Genomic DNA, 18,536 nt, shown 5'->3' with positions numbered 1-18,536 from the left:
ATCTCTGCCGAAACTCCTGTCACTCCCGGTACACCGGCTGGCAAGCTGGTCCCCGTGAGCCGGGGGCCGACGTGCACGAGCTGGTGAATTCGCTTCAGCAGCTCCCGGCCCTGCTGGTCCTGCTGGTGGCGGCGCTGATCGTCGCCGGTGAGACGGCGGTGATCTTCGGTCTCCTGGTGCCGGGCGAGGCGACCCTGCTGCTGGTGGGCTTCCTTACGTACACCGGTGCCCTCCGGCTCGGGCCGGCGCTGCTGGTGATGATTCTCGCAGCCGTGACCGGGGACACGCTGGCGTTCCGTGCCGGCCGTCGGTACGGGCCGCGACTGCGGGCGAGCCGGCTGGGCGTACGGGTCGGTGCGGAGCGGTGGAGCCGGGCCGACGCGATGCTGGGCCGGCTGGGCGGTCGGGGAGTGTTCACCGGCCGCTGGGTGGCCTTCGCCCGCACGCTGGTGCCCCGCCTGGCCGGGGCGGCGGGCATGCCGTACCGGCGGTTCCTGCCGTGGAACGTGGCCGGCGTGGTGACCTGGGTGGGTGCCTCGGTGCTGGCCGGGAACCTGGCCGGTGAGTCGTACGAGACCTTCTCCCGCCTGCTGGGCCGCGCCAGCGGCGCGGTGCTGCTGCTGCTCGGTGCGGTGGTGGCGGTGCTGCTGACCGGCCGCTGGCTGGGCCGCAATCCCGACCCGGTGCGGGCGCTGCTGTCCCGCGCCGGGTCGCTGCCCCCGGTGCGCTGGCTCACGGGCCGGTACGGGGTGCTGTTCTTCCTGCTCGCGATGCACATCGGACCCGCGTGGACGCTGCTGGCGAACCTGGGCGCCGGCTTGCTGCTGCTGTTCGCCGCGGGGCTGGCGGTGACGTGGCTGCTCCAGGTGGTGGTGCAACACAGCGGCCTGGCCGCGGTGGACGGGGCGATCGCCGACTGGTTCGCCGCCCGGCGTACGCCCGGGGCCGTCGACGTCACGCTCGCCGTGGTCTCCGGGCTGCGCGGGTCGTTCCTGATCGCCGTGGTGGCGGTGGTGGCCACGGTGCTGGCGTGGCGGCACCGGCCGTGGCGGGCGGACCTGCTCAGTGTGGTCGGTACCGTCGGCGCGTTCGTGCCGCTGGTGGTGCTGGCCGTGGCGACGGACCTGGCCGGGCCCCGGCAGGAGAGCGGAGCGGCCCTGTTCCCGACACAGGGCGCCGTGGTGACCGCGAGCCTGTGCACGCTCGCCTGGCTGTTGTCCCGGGGTGCGCGGTGGCCGGTGGCGGTGGCGGCGTGGACCCTGGCCGCGGCGGGGGTGGTCGGCATCGGCGGCGCCCGCCTGTACCTGGGGCTGGGCACGGCCAGCGGCACCGCCACGGCGGTGCTGCTCGGTGTCGCCTGGACAGCGGTGTTCGTGGTCGCCTGGAGGACCCGTGACCGCGCCGTCGGCCGGGACCGGAGCACCACCTCGCCCGCGCCGGTCCGCGCCGACGCGTGAGCACCGGACACGCCGGCCCGTCGATCCCTGTTACGGTGCGGCGGTCCGGTGGGACCGGTGTGCACGGGGGGTACGAATGAGACGGTGGAGAACGGCCGCGGTCGCCGCGGTGCTCGTGGCGGTCGGTGTGACCGGTTGCGCCCGCGAGGGGGCGCCGGCGCAGGAGCCGGCGGCCGTCGCCGAGGGTGTGGAGGCGACCGAGGCCGCGACCGGGGACGTCCCGGCCGAGCCCGCACCGGCGGCGACGTCGGTGTCCGGGCGGGAGTCGATGGGCGCGGCGCCGAGCCGCAGTGCGTCGGCGAAGCCCAGCCCGAAGCCGACGGTGAAGCCGACCCGGGCGACGGCGCCACGGGCGGTGCCGAAGCCACCGACGGAGACGAAGGTGCCGCCACCGCCGCCGAAGCCGGCGTCGACCAACTGCACGCCGAAGTACGTGGGCACCCAGGCCACCCGGGCGAAGGCGAAGGAGGCGCTGACCGCCGCGGCGGCCCGGACGTACTGGCCGACCTCGGCACCGGACATCGCGATCCCGGTGCGCCTGGTCAAGGCCACCGCCTGGCAGGAGAGCGGCTGGCAGTCCAACATCGTCGCCTGCGACGGCGGCATCGGCCTCATGCAGGTGATGCCGGCGACGGCGGAGTGGATGAACCAGCGCTTCGGGCAGAGCTACGACGTCGACGACTATCGCGACAACGCGTACCTGGGCGCCAACTACCTGGCCTGGCTGACAAAGCGCATCGGTGACATGTACTTCGAAGCCGACTACCGGCTGGACGCATCCCTGTGCACGACCGAGCTGGACTCGTGCCTGCTCAACGCGGTGATCGCGGCGTACAACTACGGGCACGCGGCGGTGGCCCAGGAGGGCAAGCCGCTGACCATCCCCAATCCGCAGTACGTGCGCAACGTCCGCGCCCTGATGACCGAGTGTGTCTGCCTGAGCTACTGACGAACGTCTGAGCCACCGACGAACGGCGACGGGGGCCCGCGGCGCGCGCCGCGGGCCCCCGTTCCGTGTCCGGTCAGTCGCGCGCGGACACCGACTCGCGTTCGGCCGGGGGAAGGTCCTGCTCGGCGTCCCGTCGGATGCGGCCGGGCCACCAGAAGCGGTCTCCCAGGATGAAGGCCAGCGCCGGCACCAGGACCGTCCGCACGAGCAGGGTGTCCAGCAGGACGCCGATGCAGACGATGATGCCGATCTGGGTGAGCAGGATCAGCGGCAGCACGCCGAGGACGGCGAAGACCGCGGCGAGCAGGATGCCGGCGCTGGTGATGACACCGCCGGTGACCTTCAACGCCGACAGCATGCCCTCGCGGGTGCCGGTGCGCCGGGCGTCCTCCCGGGCCCGGGTGACGAGGAAGATGTTGTAGTCCACGCCGAGGGCGACGAGGAACACGAACGCCAGCAGGATGACGCCGCTGTCCAGCGCCGGGAAGCCCAGCACGACGTCGAACAGCAGCCACGCCGCACCGAGACTGGCGAAGAACGACAGGATGACGGTGAGCACGAGCAGCAGCGGGGCCACCAGGCCGCGCAGCAGCGCCACCAGGACACCGGCGACGAGCAGCAGGATGATCGGCAGGATCAGCCACAGGTCCCGGCCGTTGGCCTCGTTGGTGTCGTAGGTGGCGGCGACCGAGCCGCCCACCACCGCGCCGTCGAAGCCGTCGACGCCCGCGACCGCGGGCGGCGCCGATCCGGGTACGGCCTGGACCGCGTCGCGCAGCGCCTCGATGGCGCGGTCCGAGGCGGCGGTGCCGGGCTCGGCCTCCAGCACGACGTCGACCTGTGCCACGGACGAGCCGGCGGTGCCGGGCCGGGCGGACGCGACACCGGGCACGTCGGCGGCGGCGTCGGTGACGGCCTGCACGGCGCCCGGAGTGGTCAGCACGGCGACCGGCTGGGTGGTCCCGGCGGGGAACGCCCGGGCGAGGGTCTCCGCGCCGGCGACCGCCTCCGGCTTCACCCGGAACTGCTCGGTCTCCGACAGGCCGGTGCGGATACCCAGCCCGCCGAGCGCGAGACCGACCAGCAGCAGGGTGGCCAGCGCCGCGACCGGCACCGGGCGACGGACGACGACGGCACCGAGCCGGCCCCACAACCGGCCCTCGCGGACCTCGCCGCCGACCCGGGGCACGAACGGCCAGAACAGGCCACGTCCGAAGATCACCAGCGTGGCGGGAAGGACGAGCAGCGCCGAGAGCATCGCGAACACCACGCCGGTCGCGCAGGCGACGGCGAGCGCACGGTTGGTCTCCTGCTCCGACAGCAGCAGCGTGAGTACGCCGAGCACGACGGTCGAGCCGCTGGCGAGGATCGGCTCGGCGGTGCGGCGCAGGGCGGACCGCATCGCGGCGAAGCGGTTCTCCTCGTGCCGCAGCTCCTCGCGGTAGCGGGCGATGAGCAGCAGCGCGTAGTCGGTGGCGGCACCGAAGACCAGGACACTGGCGATGCCGGTGACCGCGCCGTCCTGGAGGTGGATGCCGACGGCCGGGACGACCGTGTCGATGGCCCGCAGCGTGAGCTGCTCGGTGGCGGCGACGACGACCAGCGGCACGATCCACAGGAACGGGCTGCGGTAGGTGATGAGCAGCAGCAGCGCGACCACGCCGGCGGTGACGCCGAGGAGGGTCACGTCGGCGCCCTCGAACACCTTGGTGAGGTCGGCGGTGAACCCCGGACCGCCGGTCACCTGGGTGGTGAGGCCCTCGGGCACGTCGTCGAGGGCGGTGCGCAGCTCGTCGATGGTGGTGGCCACCTGCTCCTGGCCGCCGGAGGTGTCCAGCGGCACGGCGACCAGGGCGACGGTGCCGTCGGGGGAGACCTGCGGCGGCGCGACCCGACCGCCGACCGCGAGGCGGCCGAGGTCGCCGGACTGCGCGACGACCGCCTCCTGGTCGGTCGGGCTGAGCGGGGCGCCGTCGGCGCGGCTGACCACCACGATGGCCGGCTGCACGTCGCGGGACGGCAGTTGGTCCTGGAGGCGCTCCACCTGGGTGGACTGCCACTCGACGGAGAGCCCGGTGGAGGAGACCGGCGCGGGGTTGTCCGGCTTGGGCAGGCCGAAGACGACGGCGCCGAAGACGATCGCGGCGACCACGGTGAGCCACGCGGCCAGGCGGCCCCGGGCGACGTGGGTGAACAGAGACATCGATGTCCTCACGGTCTGATGACGGGAGCGACCCCGGCCCTACTGGCTGTCATGAATCACGAGAAGCAAGTATCTTGATAAGCGAGATTACCGGGAGCTGAGTTAAGCTGCAACCGGACGGCGACGGGAGGAAGCGGCGGAACGTGGCAGGGCATGGCATGTACCGGAAGCGCGACACGCGACGCGATCAGCTCGTCGCGGAGATCACCGCGCAGCTGCGGCGTTACTCCGTCGACGCCCAGCACATCGGCCACGCCTTCGCCGGGCTGCACGGGCTGAACGCCACCGACCTGCACGCGCTGATCGCGGTCATGGACGCCGAGCTGTACGGGCAGCCCATGACCCCCGGGCGCCTCGGTGAGCAGCTCAACCTCTCCTCCGGGTCGGTGACCGCCCTGATCGACCGGCTGGAGCGCGGCGGCCACATCCGGCGCGACCGGGACACCGCCGACCGGCGCAAGGTCTTCCTGCACTACGCCGAGCGCGGCGCCGCCCTCGCGATGGACTTCTTCCGTCCGCTCGGCCGGCGCACCGACGGCGTGATGGCCCGGTTCACCGACGAGGAACTCGAGACGGTCCACCGCTTCATGACCGCGATGGGCACCTCGATGCGGGAGCACCGGGACGCCGTCCGCGGCGAGTCCGCCCGACGACCGGCGGGCTGAGGAGGGTGCTCGACCGGCTGGCGGCCCGTCTCGCCACCGTCGCGCTGCGCCTGCCGCCGCCCCGGGCGCGGCAGGTCACGCTCACCCGGGACATCCCGCTGCGGGTCCGCGACGGGGTGACGCTGCGGGCCGATCACCACGCCCCGGACCTGGCCGGCGCGCCGACGGTGCTCATCCGGACGCCGTACGGGCGGGGCGGGCCGATGCGGCTGCTGGGCCGGCTGTTCGCCGAGCGGGGCCACCACGTCGTGATCCAGTCGTGTCGGGGGACGGGCGGCTCGGACGGGGTGTTCGACCCGCTGGTGCACGAGCGCGACGACGGGCTGGACACCCTCGACTGGTTGCGCCGCCAGCCCTGGTGGTCCGGGGTGTTCGGCATGTTCGGCGCGAGCTACCAGGGCTTCGTGCAGTGGGCGCTGGCCGCCGACGCCGCCGACGAGCTGCGGGCGATGGTCGCCGTGGTCACCGCCTCCGGCACCCGCGACTCCACCTACGCGGGGGAGTCGTTCGCCCTGGACACCGTCCTCACCTGGGCGGAGCTGCTCCAGGCGCAGACCGTGCCGTGGCTGGCCCGGCAGTGGGAGCTCAAGCGCGGCCAGCCCCGCCTCGCCGCCGCGCTGGCCCACCTGCCGCTCGCCGAGGCCGACCGGGTGGCCACCGGCGTGTCCGTGCCGTTCTTCCAGCAGTGGCTGCGCCACCACACGCCCGAGGCGGACTACTGGCGTACCCGGGTCTTCTCCGACCGGATCGCCGACGTCCGCGCGCCGGTCGCCCTGGTCGGCGGTTGGCACGACATCTTCCTGCCGGCGCAGCTGCGTGACTACGCCGCCCTGCGGGCGACCGGCGTCCGGCCGCGGCTGACCGTCGGGCCGTGGACGCACGGCAGCGCCGGACTCTTCGTCGCCGCCCTGCGGGAGGGCCTCGCCCACCTCGACGAGCACCTCGCCGGCCGACCGTCGCACCGCGCCGCCCCGGTGCGCGTGCACGTCGGCGGCAGCGGATGGCGGGATCTGCCGGACTGGCCCCCACCGCACACGCCGACCCGCTGGCACCTGCACGCCGGTGGCGAGCTGAGCACCGCGACCCCGGTCCCGTCGCCACCCGACCGCTTCTGGTACGACCCCGCCGACCCCACCCCGTCCCTCGGCGGCCCACTGCTCGTCGCCCAGCGGGCCGGTCCGGTGGACAACCGCCCGGTGGAGGCGCGGCCGGACGTGCTCACCTGGACCAGCGCACCACTGCGCGAGCCGGTCGAGACGATCGGCCCGGTCCACGCCGAGATCCACGTCCGCAGCGAGCTGTCCCACCTGGACGTCTTCGTGCGACTGTGCGACGTGGACCGGCGCGGACGCTCGTGGAACGTCTGCGACGGGCTGGTCCGGGTGACACCCGGCCGGTTCCCGTCCCACGACGGCGTGGCGCGGGTCCCGGTGGAGCTGTGGCCCGTCGCGCACCGGTTCGCCTCCGGCCACCGGCTGCGCGTCCAGGTCTCCGGCGGCGCCCACCCCCGGTACGCGCGCAACCCCGGCACGGGAGAGCCGCTCGGCACCTCGGTCACACTGCGTGCCGGCTGGCGGGAGATCCTGCACGGTCCCGACCATCCCTCGCATGTGCTGCTGCCGGTTCTCGATCGGGACACACAGGATTTTCCCAGCCGAAGAAGTGCCCTCTGAGCTGGGCATTCATCGATTCACGAGGTTATCGTGGGTGTAACGCCCGGCGCTGTGCACCACTCGGCCGGGCCGCGCGTGAAGCCTCACACCGCATACGTGACGTAACCGTCGTGCCCCCGGCCCCCGACCACCGGCAAGGGGGAACCCCATGACGCGGGCACCGGCAAATCTTCTGGCCGTTCGCCGCCTGCTGCTCGACCACCTCAACATCGACCCCGACACCGTGCGGAGCGACGACCTCGAACCGGCCGAGGTCGGCATCGTGGGCGACCCGAACCACCGGGGCGGCTACCACTGCGGCTCCGACCGCGTGGTGACCAACGACTACTCGGTCGTGGAGTCCACCCGGGACTCGTCCGGCCTGACCCTGGACGCCGCGGCTGTCGACGTCGGTCTCTTCCGGGTCACCTCGCGCGGCCGGACACACAACCTGTACAGCTTCTCCACCTGGTGCGTGGCGCAGTGCGTCGCCAACACCCCGGACGCCCGGGACATCCGCGAGATCATCTACAGCCCGGACGGGCGGGTGGTGCGGCGGTGGGACCGGCTGGCCCGGCGCACCAGCGGGGACGACTCCCACCTCTGGCACACCCACTTCAGCTTCTTCCGCGACGCCGTCAAGGCGGGTCGGGACCAGACACCCCTGTTCCGTCGCTACCTCACCAGCATCGGACTCCTGGAGGACGACATGCCGCTCACCGACGACGACCAACCGATCATCAGAGCCGCCGTGCACAGCACCCAGATCGGACGCTCCGGCGTCACGATCGGCCAGGTGCTGGACCAGATGCGCCTGCTACCCGGGCAGGTCGAGGCCCTGCGCGCCGAGCTCACCCAGCTCGCCGCGCGGGACTTCACCGACGAACCGGCGGTCATCCAGGGGGTCCTGGCCGGGCTCACCCCGGAGCGGATCGCCGCGGCCATCCCGCCCAGCCTCGCCCGGCAGGTCGCCGACGAACTGGCCCGCAGGCTGGCCGCCTGACAAGCATGATCCGCGACGAAGATCGCGCAACTCTCGCTGCGGATGGCAGACGTATCCGTCCCGCCGGCTGCCCGGTCGGATCACGGTGAGCCTGCGTCGCGGCGGTCACACCCTGAGCGGCGCGCTCCGAAAGGGATGCACAGCGGCGGCGGCCGGACCCCGGCCGCCGCCACCGGCACGGGTCACGCGGCGCGTACGTTGTCCGCCTGCGGACCCTTCTGACCCTGGGTCACCTCGAACTCGACCTTCTGCCCCTCGTTGAGCTCCCGGTAGCCGCTCATCGAGATGGCCGAGTAGTGGACGAAGACGTCCGGACCTCCGCCGTCCTGCTCGATGAAGCCGAAGCCCTTTTCCGCGTTGAACCACTTGACCGTGCCGGTTGCCATGCTCTCTCCCTGTTCAAAACGGGTGACCCCGGCCCACAGCCGATGATCGCCCTGATACCACCCCGACAGTAACCGTCCGAACCCCGATCTGCCGTGCGAAGTGCCGTAGGCGGTGATGTGAACTCTCGGGGTGGCGCGGCGGGAATGTGCCGTGACGGCCGTCCCACTGGGGCATGCTTGCCCCGGTGAGGGGTGCTGCGGCCGCGTTGGCCGACCTGGAGCGGGAGATCGGCGTGCCCGGCGCCGGTCTGGACCGGCTCCACCTGGTGCCCGCTCCGTTCGTCCCCGAGGTCCGGCTGCACCTAGCCGAGGACGCGATCCTGTGGTGGGCCCGGATGGAGGCGCACGCCGGTCGCCGCCTGCCTCCGCCGTTCTGGGCCTCCGTGTGGGCAGGCGGCCAGGCCCTCGCCCGGCACCTGCTCGACCACCCGGAACTGGTGGCCGGCCGTCGCGTGCTCGACCTGGCCGCCGGGTCGGGCCTGGTCGCGATCGCCGCCGCGTTGGCCGGCGCCGCGCAGGTCGTCGCCAACGACATCGACCCGTACGCGGTCGCCGCCGTCACCCTCAACGCCCGGGCCAACGACGTCCGGGTCACCGCCCGGGGAGGTGACCTGCTCGACTCCGAGCCGGTCGGGGTCGACCTGGTGGTGGCCGGCGACGTGCTCTACAGCCGGGTGATGGCCGAGCGCATGCTGCCCTTCCTGCACCGGGTCGCGGCCGGCGGAGCCGACGTGCTGGTCGGCGATCCCGGTCGGGGACACCTGCCGTCGGACGGGCTGGCGCTGGTGGCCGACTACCCCGTCCCCACCACCGAGCCCGCCGTCGACACGCCGTGGCGCCGGGTGCAGGTCCTGCGCCCCGAGCCGGCGCTCCTCAGGGACCACCCCTAGTCCGCGACCAGGGGACGGTGGGGGATGCGACCGGATGTGGGTGGGGTCCGGCCGGCCATAGCGTACGAGGCATGGTGGAAGCGCTGGCACAGGTCGGAGAACTACCCCTGGTACTGCTGATGGCGGTGCTGGGGCTGGTCATGCTCTTCGATGCCGTACCGCTGCTCGGCGTGCTGGTCCCCGGCGACGTGGCGATCCTGGCCGCGGTGGGTGTGGGTGGTGCGGCCACCGGCGCGGCCACCTTCACCGCCGTCGTCGCCGGGTGCATCGCCGGCTGGTCGCTGAGTTTCCTGGTCGGCCGGCTGTGGGGTGAGCGTCTGCGGCACAGCCGGGTCGGCGCCTGGATCGGTGAGGCGCGGTGGACGGCGGCGGAGGGGATCCTGCAGCGCGGCGGCGGCCGGATGGTGCTGGTGGCGCCGTTCCTGCCGGTGTTCAACGCGCTGCTGCCGCTGGCCGCGGGCGGGCTGCGGATGTCGTACCGGCGGTTCCTCGCCTGCGCGACGGGGGGCGCGGCGGCCTGGGCCGGTCTCTACCTGGTGCTGGGCACCGCGTCGCGGTCCCTCGCCGGGCTCCTGCCCGGACAGGTCAGCCCGATGCTGTTCACCATGGCGGTCGGCCTGCTGCTCGCCGGAGTCGTCCTGATGGGGACGCGGCACCGGTTGCGCGCGGTGACCGAGGTCGACTGACCCTCGGGGGGACGGGGGGACGGGGGGACGGCGCCGGGCGGGTCGACCGCCCGGCGCCGCGCCGGCTCACCAGCCCCGGGCCCGCCACTGCGGCAGGGACGCGCGCTCGGCCCCGAGGGTGCTGTCCTTGCCGTGACCGGGGTAGAACCAGGTCTCGTCGGGCAGCCGGTCGAAGAGCTTGTGCTCCACGTCGTCGATCAGCGCGGCGAACCGCTCCGGGTCCTTGTCGGTGTTGCCGACCCCGCCCGGGAAGAGGCTGTCGCCGGTGAAGAGGTGCGGCGTGCCCGCCGGGTCGCGGTACAGCAGGGCGATCGAACCGGGCGTGTGCCCCTTGATGTGGATGACCTCCAGCGCGCAGTCGCCCACCGGAACGGTGTCACCCTCGGCGAGGGTCTCCGCCTCGATCGGCAGGCCGGCGGCGTCGTCGGAGTGCACCAGCGGTCGGGCGCCGGTCTTGGCGACGACCTCCTCCAGCGCCACCCAGTGGTCCATGTGCTGGTGGGTGGTGACCACCGTGGCCAGCCCGGCGTCAGCGACCAGGTCCAGCAGGCGGGGCGCCTCGTTGGCCGCGTCGATGAGCACCTGCTCGCCGGTGGACCGGCAGTGCAGCAGGTAGGCGTTGTTGTCCATCGGGCCCACCGAGATCTTGGTGATGGTGAGCCGGTCGAGCTCGCGTACCGCCGGCGCACCGCCGGGCGTCACGTCTCCGCTGTAGGTCATGGGGATGTCTATATCCATTCCGGTGGGTCGGGCAGGGGACCGTCGGGGGTGACGGTCAGAACGGTGCCGGGGCTGCGGCCGATCAGCCACGAGGCGAGTTCCGGTGCGGCACCGGTGACCGTGGGCGCCTGCGCCCGGTCACCGATCACCAGCTCGTGACGACTGCCGTCGAAGCGCAGCACCATCGGTGGCGCGTCGGTGCGGGCCGCGAGGCTGTTGGCGACCTCGTGCAGCAGCCGGTGGCCGAACGTCTCCGGCCAGTCCGCGGGCCGGTAGCCGGCGGCCAGGTCGACGTGGTGCACCTCCAGCTCACGCAGCCGGCCCCAGACCAGCATCGCGGCCGGCCACGGCCCGCGGCGGGTCTCCACCGTGGCGCCCCAGGCGTCGACGGGCATCGCGGCCACCGCCTCGGTGAAGCGGTCCGCCGAGCGCCGCAGGTCGTCCAGGTGCACGGCGGGCGGCCGGGAGGAGCCGGACTCGATGTCGGCGTCGCGCGCCGTCGGGCTGGCGTACATCGGCACGGCCTGTCCGGTGCGGGCCGAGGTGAGCAGGTTGACGAACCCGTCGGCGTTGCGGGCCACGTGGGCCAGCACGTGCCCCCGGGTCCAGCCGGGCAGCAGCGACGCGGCGGCCAGGTCGGCGTCGTCGAAGCTGGCGGCGGTCCGCAGCAGGCGCGCGGTGGCGTCGTCCACCTCGCCGGTCAGCAGGAGCGGATCGGTGGTCACGTCTCGACCCTAGTCGTCCGGGGCCCCGGAGTCGCCGGGGAATCTCCTCCCGGGGGCTCCACCACCGGAAATCGCTTTCGGCGTGTCGCCGCCGGTCCTACCGTCAACGGCGGACGCGGCACCGGAGGCGGAGGAGGTGGTGGACATGCCGGCGGCGGTACGCGTGGACCACACACCGACGACCTCGATGAGGAAGCCATGACCATTGATCTGACCGCCCTCGGCTGGGACGCCGACCGGGCGGAGCGCCACCTCCGGCGCGCCGACCACCGCCCGGGCCGCGTGGCCCGCGTCGACCGGGGCGTCTGCACCCTGCTCTGCGCCTCCGGCCCGGTCCGGGCCACGATCGGCGGGGCCGTGCTGGCCGCCGCCGCCCGCGACGCGACCCGGCTGCCGTGCGCCGGCGACTGGGTGCTCGTCGGCACGTGGCCGGACGGGCGGGTGACCGTCGAGGCCGTGCTGCCCCGTCGCACCGCGCTGATCCGCCGTACCGCCGGCAAGGACGCCAGCGGCCAGGTGCTGGCCGCGAACCTGGACACCGCCGCGGTGGTGGAGCCGGTGCACCCCGAACCGGACATCGGCCGGATCGAGCGCCTGCTGTCGCTGGCCCACGAGTCCGGCGCCCAGCCGCTGGTCGTGCTCACCAAGTCCGACCTCGCGGCCGATCCGGACGAGGTCGCCCGCCAGGTGACCGCCGTCGCTCCGGGGGTGCCGGTGCTGCCGGTCAGCGCCGAGTGCGGCACCGGGCTGGACCCGCTGCGCGCGCTGGTCGCGCCGGGGCGCACCCTGGGGTTGCTCGGCCCGTCCGGCGCCGGCAAGTCGAGCCTGGTCAACGCGCTGGCGGGCGCGCTGGTGATGCCCACGCAGGCGATCCGGCGGGTCGACGGCAAGGGGCGCCACACCACCACCTTCCGGTCCCTGGTCACGGTGCCGGGCGGGGGAGCGGTGCTGGACACCCCGGGCGTACGGGCGGTCGGTCTGCTCGACGGCTCGGCGGGCCTGGACCGGGCCTTCGCCGACATCGCCGACCTCGCCGCCGGGTGCCGGTACGCCGACTGCGGGCACGACGGGGAGCCGGCCTGCGCGGTGCGGGACGCCCTGGAGTCCGGTGAGCTGTCGCACCGACGCTGGGAGAGTTGGCGCCGGTTGCAGCGCGAGGTGGCCTTCGAGAGCCGCCGCCGGGAGACCCGGCTGGCCGCCGAGCGGCGGGGCGGATGGCGGGGTGGGCGGCGACGGACAGCCCGTCCGGCGGCACCGCCGAATCCCGGTGGATTCTGAGTGGTCGAACGGTCCGGTGTCCCCACGACAGCGGGCTGAGCTGGGGGAAGGTGTGGGCGCGGGAAAGTGTCGTACCTCGGGGCTAGAGTTGCCGGGGCGCATTCTCCGCGCCCGCACAACCGCTCGGGAACGGTTCAGACCGACCCGGAGCGGGACAGATCCTCCTCATCTTCTTCACCCGGGAGTACACGGACAGTGGCCGACCGACTGATCATCCGTGGCGCGCGCGAGCACAACCTGCGTGACGTCAGTCTCGACCTGCCGCGGGACGCCCTGATCGTCTTCACCGGGCTCTCCGGGTCGGGCAAGTCGAGCCTGGCCTTCGACACGATCTTCGCCGAGGGGCAGCGGCGGTACGTGGAGTCGCTGTCGTCGTACGCCCGGCAGTTCCTCGGCCAGATGGACAAGCCGGACGTCGACTTCATCGAGGGTCTCAGCCCGGCGGTCTCCATCGACCAGAAGTCCACCTCGCGCAACCCGCGCTCGACGGTGGGCACCATCACCGAGGTCTACGACTACCTGCGGCTGCTCTTCGCCCGGATCGGCGAGCCGCACTGCCCGGTCTGCGGCGAGAAGATCTCCAAGCAGAGCCCGCAGCAGATCGTCGACCGGGTCCTGGCGATGACCGAGGGGACGAAGTTCATGGTGCTCGCCCCGGTCGTCCGGGGCCGCAAGGGCGAGTACGTCGACCTGTTCGCCGAGCTCCAGGCCAAGGGCTACGCCCGGGCCCGGGTCGACGGCGTGGTGTATCCGCTGACCGAGCCGCCGAAGCTCAAGAAGCAGGAGAAGCACACCATCGAGGTGGTGATCGACCGGCTCACCGTCAAGGCAAGCGCGAAGCAGCGGCTGACCGATTCGGTGGAGGCCGCGCTCGGGCTCTCCGGCGGCCTCGTCCTGCTCGACTTCGTCGACCTCGCCGAGGACGACCCGGAGCGGGAGCGGCGCTACTCCGAGCACCTCGCGTGCCCCAACGACCACCCGCTGGCCATCGAGGACCTGGAGCCCCGGGTCTTCTCCTTCAACGCGCCGTACGGCGCCTGCCCGGAGTGCACCGGCCTGGGCACCAAGAAGGAGGTCGACGCGGAGCTGATCGTCCCCGACCCCGAGCGCACCCTGCGCGAGGGGGCGATCCAGCCCTGGTCGACCGGGCACAACCTGGAATACTTCCTCCGCCTGCTGGAGGCCCTCGGCGAGGCCGAGCACTTCGACGTCGACACCCCGTGGCGGGCGCTGCCCTCGCGGGCGCAGAAGACGATCCTGCACGGCTCCGGTGACCAGGTGCACGTGCGCTACCGCAACAAGTACGGCCGCGAGCGCTCCTACTACACCGGCTTCGAGGGCGTGGTGCAGTGGATCGAGCGGCGGCACTCCGACACCGAGTCGGAGTGGTCGCGGGAGAAGTACGAGGGCTACATGCGGGACGTGCCCTGCGCGGCCTGCGGCGGCGCCCGGCTCAAGCCGGAGGTGCTCGCGGTCACCCTCGCCGGTCGGAGCATCGCCGAGGTGTGCAACCTGTCCGTCGGCGAGGCCGCCGACCTGCTCGCCGGCATCGAGCTGACCGACCGGCAGAAGATGATTGCCGAGCGCGTGCTCAAGGAGATCAACGCCCGCCTCAAGTTCCTGCTCGACGTCGGCCTGGACTACCTCTCCCTGGACCGGCCGGCCGGCACCCTCTCCGGCGGCGAGGCGCAGCGCATCCGGCTCGCCACGCAGATCGGCTCCGGTCTGGTCGGTGTGCTCTACGTGCTCGACGAGCCCTCGATCGGGCTGCATCAGCGCGACAACCACCGGCTGATCGAGACGCTGCTGCGCCTGCGCGGCCTGGGCAACACCCTCATCGTCGTCGAACACGACGAGGACACCATCCGAGTGGCCGACTGGATCGTCGACATCGGTCCGGGCGCCGGCGAGCACGGTGGGCGCATCGTGCACAGCGGCTCCGTACCGGCCCTGCTGGAGAACACGGAGTCGGTGACCGGGGCGTACCTGTCGGGGCGCAAGTCGATCCCGACGCCGGGGCAGCGCCGCCCGCAGACCCCGGAGCGGGAGCTGGTGGTGCACGGGGCGCGGGAGCACAACCTGCGCAACCTGACCGTGTCGTTCCCGCTCGGGCAGCTCATCGCGGTGACCGGGGTCAGCGGCTCCGGCAAGTCGACGCTGGTCAACGACATCCTGTACGCGGTGCTGGCCAACCAGATCAACGGCGCCCGGCTGGTCCCCGGCCGGCACACCCGCGTCTCCGGGCTTGAGCACGTGGACAAGGTCGTCGGGGTCGACCAGTCGCCGATCGGCCGGACGCCCCGCTCCAACCCGGCCACCTACACCGGCGTCTGGGACCACGTCCGCAAGCTCTTCGCGGAGACCACCGAGGCCAAGGTCCGCGGGTACGGCCCCGGCCGGTTCTCGTTCAACGTCAAGGGCGGTCGCTGCGAGGCGTGCTCCGGCGACGGCACGATCAAGATCGAGATGAACTTCCTCCCGGACGTCTACGTCCCCTGCGAGGTCTGCAAGGGTGCCCGCTACAACCGGGAGACCCTGGAGGTCCACTACAAGGGCAAGACCGTCTCCGACGTGCTGGAGATGCCCATCGAGGAGGCCGCGGAGTTCTTCTCGGCCATCCCGGCCATCCACCGGCACCTGAAGACGCTTGTCGACGTCGGCCTGGGCTACGTCCGGCTCGGTCAGCCGGCGCCGACCCTGTCCGGCGGTGAGGCGCAGCGGGTCAAGCTCGCCTCTGAGCTGCAGAAGCGCTCCACCGGCCGCACCGTCTACGTGCTCGACGAGCCCACCACCGGCCTGCACTTCGAGGACATCCGCAAGCTGCTGATGGTGCTGGAGGGCCTGGTCGACAAGGGCAACACCGTGATCACGATCGAGCACAACCTCGACGTCATCAAGACCGCCGACTGGATCATCGACATGGGGCCGGAGGGCGGTCACCGGGGTGGGACGGTGCTCGCCACCGGCACGCCGGAGGAGGTCGCCGAGGTGGCCGAGAGCCACACCGGCGAGTTCCTGCGCCAGGTGCTCAAGCTCGACGGCGCGCCGAAGGGCGCCGCCGCGGCCACCTCTCGCGCGGCCAGGGCCAACGGCGCGAAGGCGCGGACGTCCCGCAAGGTGGCGGTGGCCGCGCGCTGACGGTGCCGGGGTCCACCACAGTGGGCGGGTCCGGTTGGTCGCCGTCCGGGTGAACCGTCGGGCACAGTGGTGCGTGTACCCGAGTGCGGCCACCGATCATGACGGGTGGCGGCAGCCGAGAGAGAGGCGAGGCATGAGTGACGACCAGGTGCTGACCGGACCGGGCACGCAGACCCGCCGGACGTTGCTCGCCGGCGCGGGCGCAGTCGGTGCGGCGGTGGTCCTGGCCGCCTGCGGCGGCGACGACTCCGGCGACGGGTCGGCGCCGGCCAGCGGCGGCCCGGGGGTCACGAGCACCGGGGACGCCGGTGGCGGTGACCGTGAGGGTGCCCAGTCCCTGGCCCGCACCGGCGACATCCCGGTCGGCGGTGGAGCGGTCTTCGCCGCCCAGGGCGTGGTGATCACCCAGCCCACCCCGGGTCAGTTCAAGGGCTTCGACCCGATCTGCACCCACCAGAACTGCCCGGTGACGAACGTCGACGGGGGCACGATCAACTGTATCTGCCACGGCAGCAAGTTCTCGATCGAGGACGGCTCGGTCAAGACCGGCCCGGCCACCAAGCCGTTGGTCCCGAAGGACGTCAAGGTCGACGGCGACCGGATCACGCTGGCCTGACTCCGGCAGGAGACGGTCCGCCCCGAGGTGGGCGTGCACGTCGGGGGGTGCCGGAGTGCGGTCCGGTCGGTCGCGGGGCGGTGTCAGGGGCGCGGACTAGGCTTGCTGGCGTGGCTGACCCCTCGACCTATCGTCCCGCACCTGGCACCATCCCGGAGTCGCCGGGGGTCTACCGCTTCCGGGACGGCACCGGCCGGGTGATCTACGTCGGCAAGGCGAAGAACCTGCGCAGCCGGCTCAACTCCTACTTCGCCGATCCGGTCAACCTGCACCAACGCACCCGCCAGATGGTCTTCACGGCCGAATCGGTGGAGTGGACGTCCGTCGCGACCGAGGTCGAGGCTCTCCAGCTCGAATTCACCTGGATCAAGCAGTACGACCCGCGCTTCAACGTGCGCTACCGGGACGACAAGTCCTACCCCTACCTCGCGGTGACGCTGGACGAGGAGTTTCCCCGCCTCCAGGTCATGCGCGGCGCGAAGCGCAAGGGCGTGCGCTACTTCGGGCCGTACTCGCACGCGTGGGCGATCCGCGAGACGCTCGACCTGCTCCTGCGGGTCTTCCCGGCGCGGACCTGCTCCGCCGGGGTCTTCAAGCGGGCCGGCCAGGTCGGCCGCCCCTGCCTGCTGGGCTACATCGGCAAGTGCTCCGCGCCGTGTGTGGGCAGCGTCTCGGCCGAGGAGCACCGGCGCGTCGTCGACGCCTTCTGCGACTTCATGGGTGGCCGCACCGACACGATGGTGCGCCGGCTCGAGCGGGAGATGACCGAGGCCAGCGAGCAGCTGGAGTTCGAACGCGCCGCCCGGCTCCGCGACGACGTCGCCGCGCTGCGCCGGGCCATGGAGAAGCAGACGGTGGTCTTCGGTGACGGCACCGACGCCGACGTGGTCGCGTTCGCCGACGACCCCCTCGAAGCGGCCGTCCAGGTGTTCCACGTCCGTGACGGCCGGGTCCGCGGCCAGCGGGGCTGGGTGGTCGAGAAGACCGAGGACCTGACCATCGGTGACCTGGTGCACCACTTCTGCACGCAGGTCTACGGCAGCGAGCACGGCGAGGGGGACGTGCCCCGCGAGCTGCTGGTTCCCGAGCTGCCCGCCGACGCCGACGCGCTGGCCGACTGGCTGTCCAGCCACCGGGGCGGTCGGGTGGCGCTGCGGGTGCCGCAGCGCGGCGACAAGCGGGCCCTGCTGGAGACCGTCGAGCGCAACGCGAAGGACGCCCTCGCCCGGCACAAGCTGAAGCGTGCCGGTGACCTGACCACCCGCGGCAAGGCCCTCGACGAGATCCACGAGGCGCTCGGCATGCGGACGTCCCCGCTGCGCATCGAGTGCTTCGACATCTCCCAGATCCAGGGCACCGACGTGGTGGCCAGCATGGTGGTCTTCGAGGACGGGCTGCCGCGCAAGAGCGAGTACCGGCGCTTCATCATCCGGGGCGCCACCGACGACCTCTCCGCCATGTCCGAGGTGCTGCGCCGGCGGTTCGCCCGCTACCTGGACGCGCGCTCCGAGACCGGCGAGGTGGGCGTGGAGTCGGCCGACGACCCCGGTGCGCCGGCGGGCCAGGCCGACGGGGACGAGCCGCGCGTCGGGGCCTTGGTCGACCCGACCACGGGGCGCCCGCGCAGGTTCGCGTACCCGCCGCAGCTGGTCGTGGTCGACGGTGGCGCCCCGCAGGTCGCGGCGGCCGCGCAGGCCCTCGCCGACCTGGGCATCGACGACGTCGCCCTCTGCGGCCTGGCCAAGCGGCTGGAGGAGGTCTGGCTGCCCGACGACGAGTTCCCGGTCATCCTCCCGCGCACCTCGGAGGGTCTCTACCTGCTGCAACGCGTCCGGGACGAGGCGCACCGCTTCGCCATCACCTTCCACCGGCAGCGGCGCTCCAAGCGCATGACGGAGTCGGCGCTGGACACGGTGCCCGGTCTGGGTGAGGTGCGGCGCAAGGCGCTGCTGCGGCACTTCGGGTCGCTCAAGCGGCTCTCCACGGCGACGGTGGAGGAGATCACCGAGGTGCCAGGCGTCGGCCGGCGCACCGCCGAGGCCGTCCTGGCCGCCCTCGAGGCGGGGCAGAAGGCTCCGGCCACCGACTGAGGCAGGGCCGCCCCGTCCTGCCCTCGACGAGACGGCAACATCGGGGAAAGTGCTGCCTCAGCCGCTCGGGAGGCCGCA

General features: G+C 72.9%; 14 protein-coding genes and 1 pseudogene. 11 read left to right on the top strand and 4 right to left on the bottom strand.

Annotation, left to right across the window (positions count from 1 at the left end):
* Positions 1 to 71 precede the first annotated feature (71 nt).
* Both ACTMSW_RS04365 and ACTMSW_RS04360 read left to right on the top strand, forming a co-directional pair.
* Complete coding sequence (locus ACTMSW_RS04365; RefSeq protein WP_441179125.1) at positions 72 to 1,457, top strand: DedA family protein; 1,386 nt, start codon at positions 72 to 74, stop codon at positions 1,455 to 1,457.
* Positions 1,458 to 1,533: 76 nt separating this feature from the next.
* Positions 1,534 to 2,406 carry a transglycosylase SLT domain-containing protein gene (locus ACTMSW_RS04360; protein ID WP_441179124.1) on the top strand — a complete coding sequence of 291 codons (873 nt, stop codon included), beginning with the start codon at positions 1,534 to 1,536 and terminating at the stop codon, positions 2,404 to 2,406.
* Between the two features lie 73 nt (positions 2,407 to 2,479).
* Here ACTMSW_RS04360 and ACTMSW_RS04355 read toward each other — a convergent pair whose 3' ends face one another.
* Positions 2,480 to 4,609 carry an MMPL family transporter gene (locus ACTMSW_RS04355; protein ID WP_441179123.1) on the bottom strand — a complete coding sequence of 710 codons (2,130 nt, stop codon included), beginning with the start codon at positions 4,607 to 4,609 and terminating at the stop codon, positions 2,480 to 2,482.
* Positions 4,610 to 4,767: 158 nt separating this feature from the next.
* Here ACTMSW_RS04355 and ACTMSW_RS04350 point away from each other — a divergent pair.
* The 3 genes and pseudogenes from ACTMSW_RS04350 to ACTMSW_RS04340 form a co-directional block, all read left to right on the top strand.
* Positions 4,768 to 5,272: pseudogene (locus ACTMSW_RS04350) on the top strand (MarR family winged helix-turn-helix transcriptional regulator); the annotation flags it as partial.
* 7 nt (positions 5,273 to 5,279) lie between these two features.
* The gene (locus ACTMSW_RS04345) at positions 5,280 to 6,947 is read left to right on the top strand and encodes a CocE/NonD family hydrolase (RefSeq protein ID WP_441179122.1); all 1,668 of its coding nucleotides are present in this window, start codon (positions 5,280 to 5,282) and stop codon (positions 6,945 to 6,947) included.
* Between the two features lie 148 nt (positions 6,948 to 7,095).
* Positions 7,096 to 7,929 carry a hypothetical protein gene (locus ACTMSW_RS04340; protein ID WP_441179121.1) on the top strand — a complete coding sequence of 278 codons (834 nt, stop codon included), beginning with the start codon at positions 7,096 to 7,098 and terminating at the stop codon, positions 7,927 to 7,929.
* 182 nt (positions 7,930 to 8,111) lie between these two features.
* Here ACTMSW_RS04340 and ACTMSW_RS04335 read toward each other — a convergent pair whose 3' ends face one another.
* Positions 8,112 to 8,315: a cold-shock protein gene (locus tag ACTMSW_RS04335; protein ID WP_120724359.1), complete on the bottom strand. Its 204-nt coding sequence runs from the start codon at positions 8,313 to 8,315 to the stop codon at positions 8,112 to 8,114.
* A gap of 173 nt (positions 8,316 to 8,488) precedes the next feature.
* Between ACTMSW_RS04335 and ACTMSW_RS04330 the strand changes: the two genes are divergently transcribed.
* Together ACTMSW_RS04330 and ACTMSW_RS04325 are read left to right on the top strand one after the other, a co-directional pair.
* Positions 8,489 to 9,205 (top strand): class I SAM-dependent methyltransferase, encoded by a 717-nt coding sequence (locus tag ACTMSW_RS04330; protein ID WP_441179120.1) that lies wholly within the window; start codon positions 8,489 to 8,491, stop codon positions 9,203 to 9,205.
* Positions 9,206 to 9,276: 71 nt separating this feature from the next.
* On the top strand, positions 9,277 to 9,891 hold the full coding sequence (locus ACTMSW_RS04325) for a DedA family protein (protein ID WP_441179119.1): 615 nt from the start codon (positions 9,277 to 9,279) through the stop codon (positions 9,889 to 9,891).
* A 66-nt stretch (positions 9,892 to 9,957) separates the two neighbouring features.
* Here ACTMSW_RS04325 and ACTMSW_RS04320 read toward each other — a convergent pair whose 3' ends face one another.
* Entirely contained in the window at positions 9,958 to 10,611 is a 654-nt protein-coding gene (locus ACTMSW_RS04320) for an MBL fold metallo-hydrolase (protein WP_441179118.1), read from the bottom strand.
* Between the two features lie 8 nt (positions 10,612 to 10,619).
* Positions 10,620 to 11,336 carry a maleylpyruvate isomerase family mycothiol-dependent enzyme gene (locus ACTMSW_RS04315; protein WP_441179117.1) on the bottom strand — a complete coding sequence of 239 codons (717 nt, stop codon included), beginning with the start codon at positions 11,334 to 11,336 and terminating at the stop codon, positions 10,620 to 10,622.
* Between the two features lie 198 nt (positions 11,337 to 11,534).
* On the opposite strand from ACTMSW_RS04315, the gene rsgA reads away from it, so the two are divergent.
* The 4 genes from rsgA (at position 11,535) to uvrC (ending at position 18,458) form a co-directional block, all read left to right on the top strand.
* The gene (rsgA, locus tag ACTMSW_RS04310; RefSeq protein ID WP_441179116.1) at positions 11,535 to 12,614 is read left to right on the top strand and encodes a ribosome small subunit-dependent GTPase A; all 1,080 of its coding nucleotides are present in this window, start codon (positions 11,535 to 11,537) and stop codon (positions 12,612 to 12,614) included.
* Between the two features lie 195 nt (positions 12,615 to 12,809).
* Positions 12,810 to 15,752: an excinuclease ABC subunit UvrA gene (uvrA, locus tag ACTMSW_RS04305; protein WP_441179115.1), complete on the top strand. Its 2,943-nt coding sequence runs from the start codon at positions 12,810 to 12,812 to the stop codon at positions 15,750 to 15,752.
* Between the two features lie 133 nt (positions 15,753 to 15,885).
* Positions 15,886 to 16,368: a Rieske (2Fe-2S) protein gene (locus tag ACTMSW_RS04300; protein ID WP_441179114.1), complete on the top strand. Its 483-nt coding sequence runs from the start codon at positions 15,886 to 15,888 to the stop codon at positions 16,366 to 16,368.
* 110 nt (positions 16,369 to 16,478) lie between these two features.
* A complete protein-coding gene (gene uvrC, locus ACTMSW_RS04295; protein ID WP_441179113.1) occupies positions 16,479 to 18,458 on the top strand; it encodes an excinuclease ABC subunit UvrC in 1,980 nt (659 codons plus the stop codon).
* Positions 18,459 to 18,536: the final 78 nt, after the last annotated feature.

This window comes from Micromonospora sp. BQ11 (assembly GCF_052068135.1).
Taxonomy (GTDB): domain Bacteria; phylum Actinomycetota; class Actinomycetes; order Mycobacteriales; family Micromonosporaceae; genus Micromonospora.
This window is presented reverse-complemented; position numbering and strand designations above follow the sequence as displayed.